Source organism: Legionella rowbothamii, assembly GCF_900639985.1.
Lineage (GTDB): Bacteria > Pseudomonadota > Gammaproteobacteria > Legionellales > Legionellaceae > Legionella > Legionella rowbothamii.
The window spans coordinates 234,564-251,970 of the sequence record NZ_CAAAIM010000006.1 but is presented as its reverse complement, the minus strand read 5'-3'; the positions used below and the strand labels follow the sequence as shown (position 1 = coordinate 251,970).

Genomic DNA, 17,407 nt, shown 5'->3' with positions numbered 1-17,407 from the left:
GCATTTTAATCTTCCTTTTGACCGTCAAATCAAAGGGTTAGTCTAGACTAACTTGATTAAAATGCCCCCTTATTTGGGGTAGAGCCAGAATGTTTTTCCGAGAGCTGCCAACGCTTTAAATGGACTACTTTTCAGGTCATCAAGCATATTTAAAAACTGAGGAATCATTTTTTTACACCAATCCTTATTCATGGACTTGTGTAGGAGCAATGAATGAACTTGTTGCTGGAACTGATATATAGCGTTTATAGCTGGATTGTCTTCAAGAAATGCATCACGCTTAATCCTTCTTTGAGGAGTCAATCTATCAGGTCGTGTACGCAGTAAAGCTAATATACCTCGGTTACTTTTTACTTGGCTCGATAGCTCGCGGTAAGTCATCATACATTGATGTTGCAGCAAGCGAATGACATGAAAACGATCGGCCACTATTTTTGCATTGGGAAAATGTTTTTTAACAATGGAGCGGTACGTACTACTTAAATCCATACAGACTACTTTAACGCGTTCCTTCCCTACTAGAGAAGCAAGATAACTGGATAGGTCTGCTTCACTTCTTCCTTTAACAATGTCAAAAATCTTATGCTTTTTAAGGTCACAAAGCGTTGTGGCAAAGCCCTGTTTTCGGCTAAAAAAGTGTTCATCAATGCCAAGGACTACGGGACATGGTGTGTTCATGAGCTCTCTTGCTTGCTCCTGATAATGGCGATGATACCAACGTTCAATGGTGGCTTTTCCTTTATTAAATTGTTGGGCAAGGTCTTTTTGAGAAATACCGCGTGTATGATCATGAAACACTGCAGCCTGTAAGCGCCAGGTTGAGCGTTGATGTTTATTAATACCAGGAAATTGTTGATTACCATAACGCTTGCATGTATTGCAGTAGAGTTTATAAGCCTTGAAGCGTAATAGACTGCGACGATGGCCAATTAGTTCATGCGACACCATTCGAGTATAGGAGGCCTTCTTTCGCACCTCTTTACTGTGACAATGGGCACAACGAGGTAACCGATGATAGGATATGTCTAATATAAGTGGTTGATAGCCACTTACTTTTTGTATGGTAAAACCAGGTAAATTTAAGATAAGATTATACTTGGGCACTTTAATCTCCAATTTGATCGCGAAATCAATTAGTTAGTCTAGACTAACTTGATTAAAGTGCCCCCTTAATTGGGGTAGAGCCAATCAAATTGTACTGCTTGGTCGGGGAGGCTTTATGCATGGTTCAGCATTTAGAAGATGCACTTAGTCATTCAATCACATTAAAAAGGGATGTGAAAAAACCTTATAGTATGCCTTTAATAAAAGCCAATGAGCTTTTAGAAGGATATCGCTTTTATACCCTTGGGAGAGCTATCAATCTTGCGAAAAAAGAGGGTATATACTCTGAGTCACTGCTGCAAAATTTAGAGATTTTTTTATCGGAAAGGAATTGGTTAGTGCATAAATGCATGCCTCAAAACAGGGATGATTTGTACTTTGAAACTAGCAAGAATAGGCTCTTTCATAAGATTAAGAGTATTACCGAACAGGCTCAAATTCTCCTACAGTTTATAGAGGCGGATCTTATTGATTTTTCATCATCAAATGGTCTCGATATGTCGGGTATTAAGGCAGTAATGCAGAAGTATTATGAATAAAGCAAAACATACATTGATTTTAAATCCCTTGGACAAATGAAAAATTTGAAATCAAAAGTGGCGAAAATAAATTTTTCAAGAATTATTATAAGCAAAAAAAACAGGCAATTGCCTGTTTTAAAAGATCTAGATTATGGGACTATTGAGCTGGAGAGTTCAATTCATTAGTGATGTTCATATGTTGATTGATCCATTGTTGGATCACTTCAAAGTGCCAGGATAAAAGTGAACCGTTTAATTTAATCGGTTTGGGAAATTTCCCAGTTAACCACCATCGTCGAAGAGTGATTCGGTTGACCCCGATGATTTGTTCGATATCACCCATAAATAAAATTTGTTGTTTGAATTCGGTCTGCAGCATAATTAACTCCTAGCATGATATTTCTATATTTCCATCTATAAAAATGCTCGATTCGTGCATTTATTTAATCATAACGAGTATTTTCATGCAATATTTATTCTTAAATTTTTTTTATAAGCGCTATACCTTTACTCGGATTGTTTATACAATTGACTACAGGATCTATTATTACAGAGGAAATAGGGATGAATTTACTAAATGTAATAGAAAAGACGGTAGGTATTGAGTATTTCGATAATGCTGAAAATTCAGAAACATGTTTAGAAGTGCAGAAAGCAAACATGAATTTAGAGCTTTCTTTAAATCAACCTCAACAACCAAATGCAAATAAAATTGTAATGATAAAATAATTAAATGCACACACTTATTGTTGTAGGTTCTGGAATAAAGTCGATTGCTCATTTGACGGAAGAGACTAAACGAGTCATTCAAAGAGCGGATAAGGTTTTATATTTAGTTAATGAAGACAGCCTGAAAGAATGGATTGGTCGTGAGGCTAAAGAAGCTGAGTCCTTAGAGGCCATTTATTTTAATTCTGATAAACGAGTTGATGCTTATCACAATATCACCACCCATATTATTAGCGAATATCAACGGGTTAAAACCCTTTGTGTGGTTTTTTATGGGCATCCTACGGTTTTTGCTGAATCTGCCTTGAGTGCGGTAAAAAGAATCAGGGCTGAGAATGGGAATGCAGTAATATTGCCAGCAGTATCCTCTATGGATTGTCTCTTTTCAGATTTACAAGTTGATCCTGGCGATCAAGGTTGTTTTGCAATTGATGCAACAGAGTTGCTAATTTATGAAAGGCGAGTAGATGTATATGCGCACATCATTCTTTGGCAGATTTCTAATCTGGGTATGCATGACACAAAACAAACTCAAAAACTAAATATTCTATGTGATTACCTTCGAACTTATTATCTTGATGAACAGTTAGTGTGTATTTATGAAGCATCCATTCTGCCTACACAAAAACCAAGAATCGAATGGATTAAACTACGAGAATTAAAACAAGCTGTGGTTACCGCAGTTTCAACTCTCTATATACCCCCCATATCACAGCAAGGTGTTAGTCAAAAATATCTGGATCTTTTAGAAATGGATGCTCAGAACTTTAAGCTATCTAACAAGTCGCACACACCCTCTAAATAATTTGGCATCACTGGAAAAGCTGGTGGCGTCATCACAATGTGAAAAAGAAAACCGTTTGTCAGACTCTAAAAGTTCTAATGGATTTTTTATTGTTTGTTTCCCTGTAGATTTGTAATGGTAAAATGAAAATTCGGTTTCCATGCTCACTTGATAGAGAGAGCTTCCAAAGGCATCGCCATTCTCTTCTGTAAATTCCTCTTGATAGGCAAGTAAAACATTTTTCAGGGTTTCCAGTTCAGTTAATGTGCTGTTACTTTGGTTTGTTTTAAAAGTATTTATTTTGGCAAAAGGACATTGCAATGGATAATAAACGCTGTCATTTTTTTCACTCAAAGAAGAAGGGACCATTAGTGTAGGTGTATATTCAAGGCCATAACATTGATTATAAATTTTTTGGATAGTTTGAACTGGGAAATATTGGTCATCAATAGCCGGTTTAACTCCGATCCCTGATCCCATACAAATATTAAAGATATATTTCGCCGTATCCATAATAAAAGGAGTGGGTCTGAACCGATTAACTTTTTTTGCGCTTAAAAACAGATCGTTACAGGAAGCATCATAAGTATGTTGGGTGATTTTTTTTCTCAATGACTCTGAAAAATAGAGTTTTAACTTAAGCCATTTATCATTGTTTTGGACTTCCTTAATAAATTGCTCTGAAAAATAAAGAATTTGGCTATACCAATTGGGTTGAGTATTCTTATCCTGCAGAATTTCTTTGAATATCTGGTAGTGCTCATAAGGTGATTTAGGTGCTGAAACGGATACATTAAAATGTTTTTGAATTCTTACGTGTTTTCTTTGGCAACCAATATTAGGTAACAGGAACGATGATAATGCACCGGAGGATACTGATAACACGTTGTTATCAATAGTTTTGTCTTCATCAAACACAACTTGCATATTGAAAATAGCGCCCGGACCTTGTACACAGTCAGGAAATATACGCTCATTTTCTCCAAAGTAATGCCACTCACAATATTTATCCAGGATCATGCCTAAAGGCAGGCTATTTTTACCATAGCCTAAGTGCTCAAAAAGTTCTTTGTCAGTATGCTTGCTATCAATTTTTTCTAATTTGCCCGAAGCAGTTGGTAAGTAAGCATGATTTTTGACACCAAAATGTTCACCGAACTCATATTTGGCAAGAAAAAATGGGATGCCATCATCAGGAGTAATTTGCTCAATTACTTGGTATATAGAGGGGTTAATTGTCTTTACTTTGTGCTTGATTTCTTCCCATGAAACTTTTTGAATGCTGTTCATTCCTAAACACCTTATAAATCAATGCACTTACAATTATCGCAATTTATAAAAATAGATAAATGTTGAAAAGACTTAATACTAGCCAATTTTAATGATAGAGTCACCCACCAAAAGGAATCCAGGGAGAAAAAATGATTAAATCATTGCAACGAATGCCGAAGGGAGTGACCCCGCTATATTTTATACAAGCTTTTTCAACATTTTCATTCGCTATTCTCTATTCGTCCCTATCACTCTATATTACGAAACAGCTTGGTTTATCCAATACGGTTTCAAATAGTATCGTTGGCCTATTTTTAGCCTTTAATTTCGTACTGCATTTGGTAGGTGGATTAATGGGAGGGCGTTATCTTAGCAATCGTGCCTTATTTTTTATTACTACCATCATACAAAGTTTGGGTATTTTGTTTTTGATTTTTTCCCAAGCCTCAACTCTTTATTTGGGCTTAAGTTTATTTTTAGTGGGATGTGGACTTAATACCACTTGTTATAACACTATTTTAACCCAGCGCTTTGACCCTGATGATAATAGACGGGATAAAGCCTTCTTTATGAGCTATTCAGCAATGAATGTTGGGTTTTTTGCAGGTTTTATTATTAGTGGGTTTTATGATTATTCTAATCAATATCAACAAATATTTTACGCAAGCCTCTTTATCAATATTATTACGTTACTTTTAATGGCATTTAGTTGGGCTGATCTTGCTGATAAAAATACACCTTTGATGGAATTGAAGGATCGTAGTAGCCGGAGACTGAAGCATTTGTTAGGTATAATAGGCACCGTTCTACTTGTCCCTTTCCTGATGGTCTGTTTTAACTCAGCGGATTTTAGTAACGGAATGGTGTTGGTGGTAAGTATTATCATGTTCTTTGTTATTGTTTTTTTAGGACAGAAGCAAACTCTTAAGGCAGATAAACAAAAAATTAAAGCTTATTTAATCCTGACGGTAACTTCTATAATCTTCTGGATGATCTATTACACTGGTCCCATGGGTATAACCATATTCATTAAAAATAATGTTGATAAGCATATTTTAAGTTATGAATTGGCAACTCAATGGATTTTAAATATCAATGCCATAATTATCATTGTGGGCGCACCAATTACTGCACTAGTTATTAACAAGTTACAATCAAAAGGCTTTAATTTCTCAGTTTCGATGCAGTTTGTATGGGCCTTTATATTTCTGGCACTTTCTTTCTTTTTATTAGCGTGTGGTGTGATGTTTTCTGATAGTAATGGTTTTAGCAGTATTAATTGGGTGATATTGCATTTAGTGACTCAATCCATTGCTGAGTTACTTATTGGTCCAGTAGGATATGCAATGATTGGACGAATCGCCCCTCCCAAGTTACAAGGAATTTTAATGGGTACCTGGATGATGGTTTCTGGTGTTTCAGCTTCTTTATCAACTTATTTTTCTAACGCGATGATGAAAACTGATTCTATTGAGCCTTTATCGACGAATGCTGATTATCTTTATGTATTTAATCAGCTTGGGGTATGGGCATTGGTAGCCGCAGTATTTTTGTATTTCATTGCTGGAAAAATTCGTAATCTCATTGATAATACAAAAGCACCAGAAAACACAATAATTGAAACAATTACTGCTTAACATACGCCCTGGACTAAAAGTTTATATTGACTATTAGTAATACAATTCTGCATTTTATTCCCAACATTCTCTAGGTAAAAAAACTAATTTTTTTACCCACTACAGTATGTTTTACTGCTTTCAGGGGTAATGAATAAGCCCCTGTTGTTGGAATAAACGGGAGATTGTTACATGGGATGTTTAGCCGAAGTTTGTGCATCAGAAGTTGGTGTACATTTTGAGCGTAGAAAAGAAGCGCAAAAATATTTAATTGAATTTATTCTGACACACGGTAATTATGATTTGAAAACCCTTGCAGAAATATTGGATGTGAATACATTACTGCTGAGTCAGGTAGTTAGTGGATTTATCTATCTTGAAGGAGTTGCAGCTTCAAGGTTAATAGACTGGTTCTTTCTGTTTATTGGTGAGTGAAATAAATTTAAGATAAGGAATTGGTTCTAATTCTCTTGGCATTATCGGAGGTATCCCCGTGAGTGTTACTGATTATCTGGATTAGGTGTAGTTCTCAAAGGATTATATTTAGTCACAATATCGCTGAGTTGTTCTGTAGTATCAGGATCACTTAGTTTTATTTCTGTTACACAGGCTGCTACCTCTCTGGACGGAAAAATTGTCACACATACAGTAGGAGTAATTAGTAATAGAAATAATTTTTTTAATTAACCTAAGTTTTTTCTTAAATAAATTCTGTCATGCCCTAATAAATAGTCTTCAAGTCGTCCAATTACGAAAAAACCTTGTTTTTTATAAAAATCAACGGCCTGAAACTCATAGGTATCAACAAAGATTTTTTTTACATGCTTAATGGTTGCTTGATTAAATAGTTCATTGAGTAATCGAGATCCTACACCTTGTTCTCTGTAATTCTCATCAACCCATAATATGTCAATGTAAAATGCATCACTATGCTCCCAAATAGTAGCACCACCTATGATCTCATTTTTATTGTTTTGCGCGAAAATACTAAACGGACTGGCTTTTTCATGGAGGTATTTAGCATTAAAATCTACTATTCCATTTCTTAAGCGAGCATTACTTTCATCACTAGGACTATTATCAACCAATATATTAACTGTGCTCATTCTGTATGCCTCTATGGTTCTTTATAGAATTTGACAAATTATATCGTAAAAAAATTGTAACAAGTGGGGTAGTTCAAAATCAGTTACACTAAAATATTGTATAATAAATTAACGACACCTTGCGAATAAAATAACTATGAAGAATAAAGAAGAAATTGATGAGAGAATGATTAAAGGAGGAATTCCAGGTGCATCTATTGCCTATTTTAAACCAGGAGAGCCTATTAGACCCGAGGTAATAGGAAAAACCGATGTATACTTTGAAACTCCAGGAGCCAAAGTAGAGCCAGATACAATTTTTGGAGCTGCATCCCTTAGTAAGGCTGTATTTTCCTATTTAGTACTTAAAATGATATCTGATAAAAAATTTACCAAGCCATTTACTTTAGACACCCCAATTTCAGAAATTCTACCAATACAAGACTTCTATAAAAATAATTTAGGTAAGGAAGTTAGTAAAGATTTTATTGAAGAAGCAAATAAAATAACTCCTCGTATGGTTTTATCTCACAGTTCAGGCATACCTATTAATGGCGCACCAATATTGGAGTTTCCACCAGGAACAGCCTATTCTTATGGAAATACGGCCTTATATTATTTACAAAAGGCCATCGAAAAAGATCAAAACATGTCACTTGAAAAGCTTGCCAAGGCAGAGATTTTTCAACCTTTGAATATGGCACATAGCAGCTTTGTAGCTCCCGGAAGTACTGAGGATAAATCCCATGCAGCGAATACCCTACATACTACGCCAAGTGATTATGCTCGTTTAACCTCAGCCTGGATGCAAGTATGTGGTCTGATAAAAATGTCTGAAAATCCGACAAATGAAAATCAAAAAGACTCAATAACCTCACGATATATTCTTACTGAAACGGGCTTTTTTTACTACAATAAGTTAGATAATACTCTGCGCCAGATCAAATTAGATCAGTCCAAATTAGAGGAACTACAGCATAGATTCGCTGATGTAACTGAAGATAAACCAATTAATAGACTATCAGATGAGCAACTTGCTGAGGTAACTTCTGTTACAGAGCATACTCATAAAAATGAAACATTGCATGAAGCTTTTAAGCCTCAAATATCCTTGATGAAAGATCAATGGGCTAAAGATTTGAAGGTATCAGATAAAGACAGACAACACCTCGCATGGGGATTAGGTTTTGGATTGCAATTAGATGAGCAAGGTAAGGTCACAACAGCTTTCCATAGTGGTGACATGAACCAGTGGCGCGGGTGGGTTGCAATGGATATGGAAACCAAATCTTCTGTTGTTTTACTTGCTAATGGTAACGAGGAGCTTAATAAGTCTCCCCACGGATATGGACATGTTCTTGCTGAATTAATTGTGGGTCCAGAAGTGAAATTAGAACATGCCTTTAATTGGTTTTTTCAAAAATTTGGTCTTGCTAAAAATGTAGAGCCTGGATGGAAAGAAGGCGAGGAAGAACGTACTGCTGTTATTGGTAAATATGTAGAGTCTCGGCTTTCTGCGCTTAATTCATCTGTTGAACTGAAAAAAACGCTGGTCATGGAGCCAACAAGAAAAGATAATCTTTCCGATTTAGGTAATGAATCAGAAGATAGAGCGGTGACTTTAGAGCATAAGCACAACACAGAAACTAATAAAGTAGCTCCAACAGGGCAAGAAATAACTCAAAGATTCAAAAGCCGTGTTTTAGAAGAAATACGTCCTGTTGATCCAGTGGCAACTGAAAGCCAACAAGGAAAAGAGCATAGTTCACCATCTCCCTTTCAAACTAAACTCAAACCAAAACTTCCAGGTGAAGATTGATATGAAGATCAGAAATTCTTGCGTAAAAAATAAAATACTGAATCTTTGAGGAATCCATGCCTTTCAAATTCAATCTTAAAACCAAGTTTTTGATAAAAACCAAGAGCTTCCCAATCAAATGTATTGACGGTGGCAAAAGTACAGCCGTTTTCTTTACCATATTGAAGAGCTGCTTCTATAAGTGCTGCTCCCCAACCTTGTTTTCGTAGCAAATTACTTACCCAAAGCTGATCGATATAAAGACATCCATAAAGTGCACACCCATTACTGCCACCCACAATGGTATTCTCTGCATCACGGATGAAGAAAGCAAAAAAATCCAAAGGATTAAATCCCTTTATCTGGGTAGCTTGTTCCATAATAGCATTACCAAGAACTTGAATGTCTTCTTGATTTGGGTTGCTCTCAAAGGATAATTTATAAGTCATTTTTTAAGGTTCGCCTCAATCATACTAGCTTTTTAATTAAGTCGTTTATACGCAATATTGTAGGTATAACTTGGGTTACTTGTTCTATTCCCATTAAACGCTGTTCGGAGTCTATTGGGTTGCAAGAACGCTCTATGTTATAGGCGAACCAATTTATCCAATTTCCTAAAACGCCATAGAACGATGCTTCAAAATCTGATTTGTTGATAATGCCTCCAGCGATTTTGTAGGTCTGAATCATTTTATTGAACAACTCGGGATTAAATTGTGTCGTTATCCCACTCCAATCTAAACTGCCATTTACGATTTCATAAGTTGGATTCAATTTGCGGGCACATTCCCAATCAATGAGAATTGGATTATTAGCCTTATCCCATAAAACATTTTTTTGGTCCAAATCACCATGACTTACAACACTATGTTTTTTAAGAACTGGAACCGCCTGATGGTAAGCCGTATTTGCACTGAGTAAATCTGCAAGATGCATATTTAAAAGCATGGAGAATGAGCAACGGTATTCTTCGGCTCTTTGAGTTAAGGCAATAAGATTATCGTTTGTATGAATATCATATTCGGGCTCTAAAATCTCTGGAACTTGTAGATTAATCTCATGCAAACGAGCTAAAATCACTGCAATTTGCAGGGCCGGAGATTCCGATACAATGTCTTTATCCAGTGCTTTGGCAACAATCCACGGATACACCAAAAATCCTACGTCATCGATTATAAATAAATAGTTACCTGCTTGTTCAGTGGCACAAACAGCAGGGATACCCTTTTGAATAAATTGAGAAGCAATATGTTCGGTAAGGTTATAGTTTTCAACAATATGATCATCTGAAAGATTGATATCCTTGGATAACTGTTTTACTGCATAAATATTTTTATCAGTCTGTAGGTGCCACATTACGTGGAGTAGTCCTCCATAAATTCTTTTGGGAGGCTTTGTGGGCATGCCTAGTTTAAAGTAAGAGCAAATCGACTCTATCTGATAATTTTTCACACATTAACTCCAGGAGAGCGCTTTTAATGATTATTTTCTGCATTCATAAACAATAGTTTCATCATGTTCTTCATACAGAGCATTTCTATCAAAGGCCTTTAGTAATTGGATGTCTTTAAAACCAACTTCACTAAGTATGTTAAGCAATAAGGAAGGGTCATCGTAAATGCGAATTTTATATTCTTCAACTTCAGTTTGGACGATACGATTAGAATCAACGAGTTCATATTTGCCGATAGAATAACATATAGACTTCTCAAGCATAGCCAACTGACTTAACAGGATTATCTTATTATCAGGTCTTTGCCACTTGGAACCGCGCCAAATTCCTAATTCTTTAGGTACGGCTTTCAATGTTTCTACTTCAAAAACAAACATGCCTTTATCTGATAAAAGATTATAAATTGTTTTTAAAGCATTTTTTATAGCAGCTAAGTCAATGATTAAGCCAAAAGACCCGCTGGGAATAAAGATTAAGTCATACTGTTTCGAAATCTTAAGATCTTCTATGAAGCCATGCCAAACATGAGGATTAATATTCTGGCATTTCGCTTTAGCATGTAATGCATCCAACATGGCTTGACTGGCATCAAAGCCTTCTATAGGAAATCCTTCTGCATGTAACGGAAGAAGATATCGACCTGTTCCACACATCGGCTCTAAAATAGGTCCATTAGTTTCTCTAACATAACTCAAATAGAAGTCATAGGCATCCTTAGGAGGAGTTGGTTTGCTCAAATCATACACTTGGGTGCATAAATCTAAATAGGTATCCAAGGATTTTGTCATAAGTGAAACTCCATTACGGTCACAGTGTGTCCTTTGAATTCATCAATTCCTATTACGCTCCATCCAAGACGAGAATAATAATCAGGAATGGTGGGATCAAAAGCGAACAGGTAAATTTTTTTAAAACCCAAATCCTTTGCCTTATGTTGGGTTGTCTCAATAAGCAATGGGGCTATCCCTTGTTTTTGGTAGGCAGGAGATACAACAAGTGATCCTAGCCAAGGTGTTAGGTCTGGTCGTATTCCATCATTTTCTCTTAAACTACACATACCTATAGTCTTCTCACCATCTATTGCCACAAAAGTTATAGGTAATTGAGTGTCACTTAAATGGGAGTCATATTTTTGAATGATTCGTTCAATAGGAACATCAGGCACCCATATTTTACCAAGAACTTCATGCCAAATTGCGGCAAGTCCAGGAATTGAGTTTTGGTGATTTTTAAGGAGATCAATTGTTATCATTTTTTATCCGAAATCATCCTTGTTGCTATTTATAATTATTACTCTGAATACTTAAGTAAACCTTGAGTTTGGATTCCTTCTTCAAAAAATTTCACAAAGAATGTTTTTGAAAGCTGAGGATTAATTTTATTTACTCGAGTAAATTCGGCTGTGAACCCGCACTTTTTATAAAAGTCTGGGGCTTGAAAAGCACTGGTCACTAGATTGATGTTATTAAATCCCTGTCCTTTAAAATGATCTTCAAGAGTCTGTAATAATTTTTTTCCATACCCTCTGCCACGATAGGCACTATCTACCCAAATATCATCAACATAGATTTCGGCAAAGGCAGTGAAGGCATTGATCACGCCACAAACAATATTATTTTCCTTTGATAGTATTACTGAAAAGCGTTTGTAATTCACATCGATTCCATGGCTTGTTTCATAAGTGATGAACCCATCTGTCATACGCTTGTCAAGCTCATCACTTAAGCTATCAACAAAGGAAATTTTTAAGCTGCTGTCATCATCAGTGTTGTTAATTGATGAGTGGCTGTCTGTATCAAAGCTTAAAATATAACGTTCTAGTTGATGTGAGTCCTTTTTAATCGCTTTGATTTCTTCGGTATAGTTACTTGCTGTAAAAGTAGAAATGGCTTTACGCCAAAACTCTAAAGCGGGTTTATTCTCAGGAATTACCGATATCTCCCAAATCCCTAGGTGTGTTTTCCATAGTTCATGAACAACTCCTTGCCCAATACCTTTCCCTTGGTATTTTGCAAGGATAAAAAATTCTCCCATATTCCAATCAATATTGGTTTGCGTTCCTACTTTATTGAGCAGAATAAAGCCTGCTAGTTCATCCTTCACTTTGATGAGAAATGCTTCTCTTGGGTTTATAAAATAAGAGGTTAAATCATCTGGAGTAAATTCTGGATTTACTGGACACTCCCAACCCTTGTTTAATCCACAATAACGCCCCATGTCATAGACATAAAAAGGCCACATACGTTGGATTATGGGATAATCATCCGGAGTTGCTTTAATAATTTTGTGTTGGAATTGAATCTCTTTAATAGTCACTAGTCTTTCCTCTTATATTTAAGAAGTTTATGGACAAGACCTTCGTCTATTTCAAGCTCGTTTTCATGCATTTTTGCCATGATTTTCTGTCTCTATGTAATATTATTTTTAACTAGCATTTTACCCATAGGGATATCTTGCGGGAAGCTTAAGCCATTTTCAGGGTCGTTAAATGGCATTTCGATATATCCTTGGCGCACATAAAATTTTTTCGCTTCGGGTGAAGACTCCATTTGCAATACAACTAGGCCTTGTTGATATAGCCAACGTTCACAAAGTTTTAGAAATGCTCCGCCTATTCCCTGATTCCTCGAATCTTCTTCAATCACCATGATACGAAGCGCAGCTCTTTGCCCTGGCCAAAATTGAATATGAGCATAACCCTTAATCTGGCTTCCTTTGTAAAGAATAAAGTGGACATGATCTTCGTGCTCAAAAGTCCAGGTATATGGATCTGATACAGGCACTTTATCAAAAAAATAGTGTTGGCGAAAATGACGCACTGCTTCCCATTCATGAGGAGTTAATGATTTCACTATGCGAAGTCCAAAACACCCCGCTTTATTATCAATGTCTGCAATAAATTCCTCTTTGCCTAGACAATAAGCCATGATGTCATTGGGATGGTTTTTAGCCAATTCTTGCTTCAGTGCTGCATAAGCATCCAGGTCAGTGGGATGGGATCTCATCCAATCACGAAATTTTAAGTGCCTTTCAATTTCAGGACTGCCTTCTTCAAATACATGAGCATGATGGGTTCTAAATTCAGCCCCTTTCTGAAAGTATCGCCTAAATGTAATTCCATACTCACCCTTTGCTTCATAACCTAATAGCTGCATAGCATTGTTAGAGTTGTCGACTTTCATGATGTCACGAACTACTGGGATCATATCAATCACCGGTTTCGCTGCTAGACCTGGCACAGAAGTGGATCCAATGTGATGAATGCCAACACAATTTTCTCCAAGCGCTTCTTGGATACGACTTGTTTCCATATTAAATAAATTTTGCCACTCTGGATTATAAGGAACAACTTCAATTATTCTTTGAGTACTCATAATGCATTATCCAGTTGCTTGATGAAAAAATTAATAAGTGCACGAATATCACTACACTGATTTGAATGTGGACCATAAGGACACCGCGCGAGGCAATCAAGTAGGGATGACAGATTAAGTAAGTAGATACTAATGCGAAAGTCTGGTGGAAGAGTATAACCTTCCTTTAACCCTTTTAAAAAAGATTCTTCAAATTGGACAGGCATTTGATGTGCATAACGGAGCATGTTGGCCACATCCCAAAGGGGAGAACCAGAAAAAGAAAATTCCCAATCTAAAATCCCTGTAATTTCCCATTGCCCATTTTTTTTATCAACCAAAATATTAGCGGGATCAAAGTCTCCATGAACTAAGTGATTATCATGACCATCTGGAATATAAGATTTAAAGTGATCTATATGTAGCTTTATCTTTGTAATGACTTCGTTGCCTAAGGTTTGAATCACTAATGTATGATTTAAACTCTCTTGATCATATTGCAGCAAGGCATCTTTGGTTGTAATTTCAGCTACCATTAATTCTTTATTGAAAAAACCAGCAGAGTCAAAGCGGTTAGTTTGAATGATAGATAGCATCTTCCCTACAGAAAACATAATCGAATTCAGGTCGTAGGATTGATTACCCAGTAACAGATCACGGAGGGTAATTCCGTGGATGTATTCCGTGATTGCAAAGCGATAATTATCATAATCCCCAATAAAATAAACATGTGGTATTGGAATGGTTTTTTTTAAAAGAAGGCCCAAATTTTTTTCACGGTATGCAGCCTCTTTGTCCCGCAAATAAACGCGCAAAATATAGAGTGTGTTATCTGGCTCCAGGTTGATTTGAATGTTTAGATTGGCGCAGCCACCAGAAATTATCTTATATGAAGATATCTTTTTATTAGGAAAGGCCATCTTTACCATAGATTCAATAGTCTGAACGGGTAGCTGAATTTTCTGATCTACTTTTTCCCAGTTTGCTTTAAATGTCATGGTTAATCCTTCGCATTACATGCGGCTATAAATTCTTTCAGTGGATTACTGGGTTTTCCATGCCTTTGAAATGATGATGTAAATTTTGCCTTATCACATGCGCTCATCAATCGATTACTGCTCAATGCACCATAAATAAAAAATAATATGCGTGCCGTTGAAAAAGCGTCTAATAAGTGCTTTTTAGATTCAAAATTCAAATAATTTTTAAGACAACAATCCTTGAGCCTCAGATAGGTATCATCTTTGTCTGTTAGTGCATGATGTTTTTTAATTTGTAGTAAACAGTTTAACAGTGAAAAAAATGGATGCGAAATCACTATTTCACCCAAATCAATGATGGTGATATCTTGCGATATATGGTCTATGAGCGTGTTATTGTCATTAAAATCAGGTTGAACAATGGTTTGTTTGATAGAATAGTCAGATAATTTTTTACATAAATGTGAAACTTTTGGAAGCAGCGCCTCCAACTGACTAATTTCTATTTCTGATAGTCCATCAGCGATCAATAAATCTTTTTGTGAAATCAGCTCCTTGTATAAATCAGGAAATTTATCTAATCGCCAATCTGGAACTCCGATATCAAGAAAAACATCTACACGATCTGCAACTGATATCTGAAGTGATGTAAATTGGTCAATAGCTTTGCAAAGCAATGCTTCATCGAATTTATTCTTTAGCATTCCTCTTAATGATTTGCCCGCATCTTCCATTAAAAAGCAGTTTAACTCAGCATTGTGCGCGATAACTTTTGGAACAGAAGCATGAAATTGATCATGCAAAGTTTGGATAATGGTCGCCTCCAATGCAAGGAGCTCTGGAGTATGTTTCAAATAAATGTAACCATCAGAGGTTGCAAAACGGACCACATAAGACCAAGGTGTTTCTTGCACACTTTCTGGCAGGTTGCTTTTAAGTGTATACCCATGGGATGAAAGGTATTTGCAACCCCATTGGATGATTTCTTTATTCAGATTGTCATTTCCTGACACAGGTTCAGTTGTCATAATTCACTTTTAGTTTCACAAAAACTCCTTAGTAAACCAAAGTACTAAATCGTCATCAAGGCAAACATCGGCACCGGGAGTAACATGATTATAATCGTAAGTAACACCTAACCCATCGGGTATATAACCTCTTTTAATATACAATCTCTGCGCACTGCCATAGCCATCATAAAGCCCAACTCCAATACCTACTTTATTTTGTTTCTTAACTGCCTCAAGCTCTGCCATATCAAGTAACGCTGTAGCAATTCCATGGTTACGATAAGGGGGTAGTACGTTTAGATCCATAATTTCAGGGATGCTTTGATTTTTAAATGATTGATATAAAGAATTCCATTTCAGTGTGATGTAACCAGCAAATTCATTTTTATAAAAAGCGATCCAGACGATACGTTCATTAAGCTTTTGTTCATGAAGGTAGGCTTCAAAAGTAGATGGCGGTTTAGGCCAGTGGTGTTTGGCGAAATTACTTACGATAAGGGGAATATCCTCAGCAACAAATGCCCTTATAGAGATGGTTTGATTATGTGATCGGCTTTTGAATTGATTTAGATTCAAAGCCATATAAACCATATTCCATTCATAACCTGCAGGTTTTAAATTCAGTAAGGGATTAAAACTTATATGTTTATAAAAGTTATAGGTTTTTAGATAATTTTCATCAGATTCTGCTGGAGCCAAAGTTTCAACCGTCATGGTAGAGGCACTTTGTTGTCGTGCATATTTTACCGCTTCCTGGATTAATAGGTATCCTATTCCTTGGCTATGAAATGCTCGTAAAACTCCCATCCAATAGATATTGCTGTTTGCAGGGTATGGAAAATCAAGGCTTAATAGCCCCACATAAGTCTCATTTGATCTGGCCGCAAAATTAATGCGTGATCGAACCCCTAGCGCATAATGTTCATTACACTCTGGCAATCCAAAATATTCAGGTAAGTCTGTTGTAATCTGACGACACAACAGCTCAGCTTCATCAGCTGAAATGTGTTCAATTTTGTAATTCATTAGTATTCTCGGTTTTACCATAATATGAAATGATTGAGCATTGTTCAGAGTGTTATCGTTCCAAATAATTTAACCAAAAAAAGAGGTAAGTTATGGAGATAACAACGTTTTAATCCAGCTATTATCGACATAGCGATATTCAAGCACATCTGATAGTTCATCAGTGCGATAAGCATAAAATACCATACGTATAGGTTTTACTCTAAATCCACAATAAAATTCGCTCATTGGTAGCGGTTTGTCCTGATAATTAACGTCAATGTCCTTCTTTTTCTTTTCGAGTTGATGCTTGTTTAAAATGGGTTGGGATGAAGTAGCTGCATAGCTATAAAATCTAATCTGCGCCTCGCGGGGATATGTTTGCCAATATCGTTCATTTTCCTCAGGCAATAAAGACTCAACTACGCCTTCAATAATCACTTCACGCTGTAACAACTCGAACCAAAAAGTGAGCGAAGCAATCGGATTAGTGGTTAACTCGGCCACCTTTCGGGTGCCTTTTTGAGTGAAAAACAATAAGCTTTGTTCACTAATCTCACGAATAGCGACCACTCGTGCATGGGGAATGGACTTTTTTGTTGCAGTAGACAGGACTGCTTGTTGAGGATTGGGCGCACCTTTATGACGCTCCTCATCTATCCATATATTGAGTTGTTTTATGGGGTCAATCATATTT

At 36.3% G+C, this 17,407-nt stretch carries 19 protein-coding genes and 1 pseudogene; 6 read left to right on the top strand and 14 right to left on the bottom strand.

Annotation, left to right across the window (positions count from 1 at the left end; translation table 11 throughout):
- Positions 1-90: 90 nt before the first annotated feature.
- Positions 91-1,104, bottom strand: a pseudogene (locus tag E1P08_RS11870) (ISL3 family transposase); the annotation flags it as partial.
- A gap of 119 nt (positions 1,105-1,223) precedes the next feature.
- Here E1P08_RS11870 and E1P08_RS11865 point away from each other — a divergent pair.
- Positions 1,224-1,643 (top strand): hypothetical protein, encoded by a 420-nt coding sequence (locus tag E1P08_RS11865; protein ID WP_133137220.1) that lies wholly within the window; start codon positions 1,224-1,226, stop codon positions 1,641-1,643.
- Positions 1,644-1,782: 139 nt separating this feature from the next.
- On the opposite strand, the gene E1P08_RS11860 is transcribed toward E1P08_RS11865, so the two are convergent.
- Positions 1,783-2,004, bottom strand: coding sequence for a helix-turn-helix transcriptional regulator (locus tag E1P08_RS11860; RefSeq protein WP_045096288.1), 222 nt, complete (start codon positions 2,002-2,004; stop codon positions 1,783-1,785).
- A 185-nt stretch (positions 2,005-2,189) separates the two neighbouring features.
- On the opposite strand from E1P08_RS11860, the gene E1P08_RS17195 reads away from it, so the two are divergent.
- Both E1P08_RS17195 and E1P08_RS11855 read left to right on the top strand, forming a co-directional pair.
- The gene (locus tag E1P08_RS17195) at positions 2,190-2,354 is read left to right on the top strand and encodes a hypothetical protein (RefSeq protein WP_165485165.1); all 165 of its coding nucleotides are present in this window, start codon (positions 2,190-2,192) and stop codon (positions 2,352-2,354) included.
- A gap of 4 nt (positions 2,355-2,358) precedes the next feature.
- Entirely contained in the window at positions 2,359-3,159 is an 801-nt protein-coding gene (locus E1P08_RS11855) for an SAM-dependent methyltransferase (protein WP_133137219.1), read from the top strand.
- Here E1P08_RS11855 and E1P08_RS11850 read toward each other — a convergent pair.
- Positions 3,127-4,428: a hypothetical protein gene (locus E1P08_RS11850; RefSeq protein ID WP_133137218.1), complete on the bottom strand. Its 1,302-nt coding sequence runs from the start codon at positions 4,426-4,428 to the stop codon at positions 3,127-3,129. The genes E1P08_RS11855 and E1P08_RS11850 overlap by 33 nt on opposite strands.
- A 131-nt stretch (positions 4,429-4,559) precedes the next feature.
- On the opposite strand from E1P08_RS11850, the gene E1P08_RS11845 reads away from it, so the two are divergent.
- Positions 4,560-6,047 (top strand): peptide MFS transporter, encoded by a 1,488-nt coding sequence (locus E1P08_RS11845; RefSeq protein ID WP_133137217.1) that lies wholly within the window; start codon positions 4,560-4,562, stop codon positions 6,045-6,047.
- A 171-nt stretch (positions 6,048-6,218) separates the two neighbouring features.
- Positions 6,219-6,461, top strand: coding sequence for a hypothetical protein (locus tag E1P08_RS11840; RefSeq protein ID WP_133137216.1), 243 nt, complete (start codon positions 6,219-6,221; stop codon positions 6,459-6,461).
- A gap of 248 nt (positions 6,462-6,709) precedes the next feature.
- On the opposite strand, the gene E1P08_RS11835 is transcribed toward E1P08_RS11840, so the two are convergent.
- A complete protein-coding gene (locus E1P08_RS11835) occupies positions 6,710-7,132 on the bottom strand; it encodes a GNAT family N-acetyltransferase (RefSeq protein ID WP_133137215.1) in 423 nt (140 codons plus the stop codon).
- A gap of 136 nt (positions 7,133-7,268) precedes the next feature.
- Between E1P08_RS11835 and E1P08_RS11830 the strand changes: the two genes are divergently transcribed.
- Complete coding sequence (locus E1P08_RS11830; protein WP_133137214.1) at positions 7,269-8,930, top strand: serine hydrolase domain-containing protein; 1,662 nt, start codon at positions 7,269-7,271, stop codon at positions 8,928-8,930.
- 8 nt (positions 8,931-8,938) lie between these two features.
- On the opposite strand, the gene E1P08_RS11825 is transcribed toward E1P08_RS11830, so the two are convergent.
- From E1P08_RS11825 to E1P08_RS11780, 10 genes are all read right to left on the bottom strand, one after another.
- Positions 8,939-9,358, bottom strand: coding sequence for a GNAT family N-acetyltransferase (locus tag E1P08_RS11825; protein ID WP_133137213.1), 420 nt, complete (start codon positions 9,356-9,358; stop codon positions 8,939-8,941).
- 19 nt (positions 9,359-9,377) lie between these two features.
- Positions 9,378-10,361 carry an aminoglycoside phosphotransferase family protein gene (locus E1P08_RS11820; protein WP_133137212.1) on the bottom strand — a complete coding sequence of 328 codons (984 nt, stop codon included), beginning with the start codon at positions 10,359-10,361 and terminating at the stop codon, positions 9,378-9,380.
- Positions 10,362-10,391: 30 nt separating this feature from the next.
- A complete protein-coding gene (locus E1P08_RS11815; RefSeq protein ID WP_133137211.1) occupies positions 10,392-11,150 on the bottom strand; it encodes a class I SAM-dependent methyltransferase in 759 nt (252 codons plus the stop codon).
- On the bottom strand, positions 11,147-11,614 hold the full coding sequence (locus E1P08_RS11810; protein WP_133137210.1) for a GNAT family N-acetyltransferase: 468 nt from the start codon (positions 11,612-11,614) through the stop codon (positions 11,147-11,149). Before E1P08_RS11810 ends, E1P08_RS11815 begins: the two co-directional genes overlap by 4 nt.
- Positions 11,615-11,652: 38 nt before the next feature.
- Positions 11,653-12,678, bottom strand: a complete 1,026-nt coding sequence (locus E1P08_RS11805) for a GNAT family N-acetyltransferase (protein WP_242602448.1) — start codon at positions 12,676-12,678, stop codon at positions 11,653-11,655.
- Between the two features lie 92 nt (positions 12,679-12,770).
- Entirely contained in the window at positions 12,771-13,736 is a 966-nt protein-coding gene (locus E1P08_RS11800; protein WP_133137209.1) for a bifunctional GrpB family protein/GNAT family N-acetyltransferase, read from the bottom strand.
- Positions 13,733-14,713, bottom strand: coding sequence for a phosphotransferase family protein (locus tag E1P08_RS11795; protein WP_133137208.1), 981 nt, complete (start codon positions 14,711-14,713; stop codon positions 13,733-13,735). The genes E1P08_RS11800 and E1P08_RS11795 overlap by 4 nt, the downstream gene beginning before the upstream one ends.
- A gap of 2 nt (positions 14,714-14,715) precedes the next feature.
- A complete protein-coding gene (locus E1P08_RS11790) occupies positions 14,716-15,723 on the bottom strand; it encodes a phosphotransferase (RefSeq protein WP_133137207.1) in 1,008 nt (335 codons plus the stop codon).
- Between the two features lie 15 nt (positions 15,724-15,738).
- On the bottom strand, positions 15,739-16,731 hold the full coding sequence (locus tag E1P08_RS11785) for a GNAT family N-acetyltransferase (protein ID WP_133137206.1): 993 nt from the start codon (positions 16,729-16,731) through the stop codon (positions 15,739-15,741).
- 90 nt (positions 16,732-16,821) lie between these two features.
- Entirely contained in the window at positions 16,822-17,403 is a 582-nt protein-coding gene (locus tag E1P08_RS11780; protein WP_133137205.1) for a pyridoxine/pyridoxamine 5'-phosphate oxidase, read from the bottom strand.
- Positions 17,404-17,407: the final 4 nt, after the last annotated feature.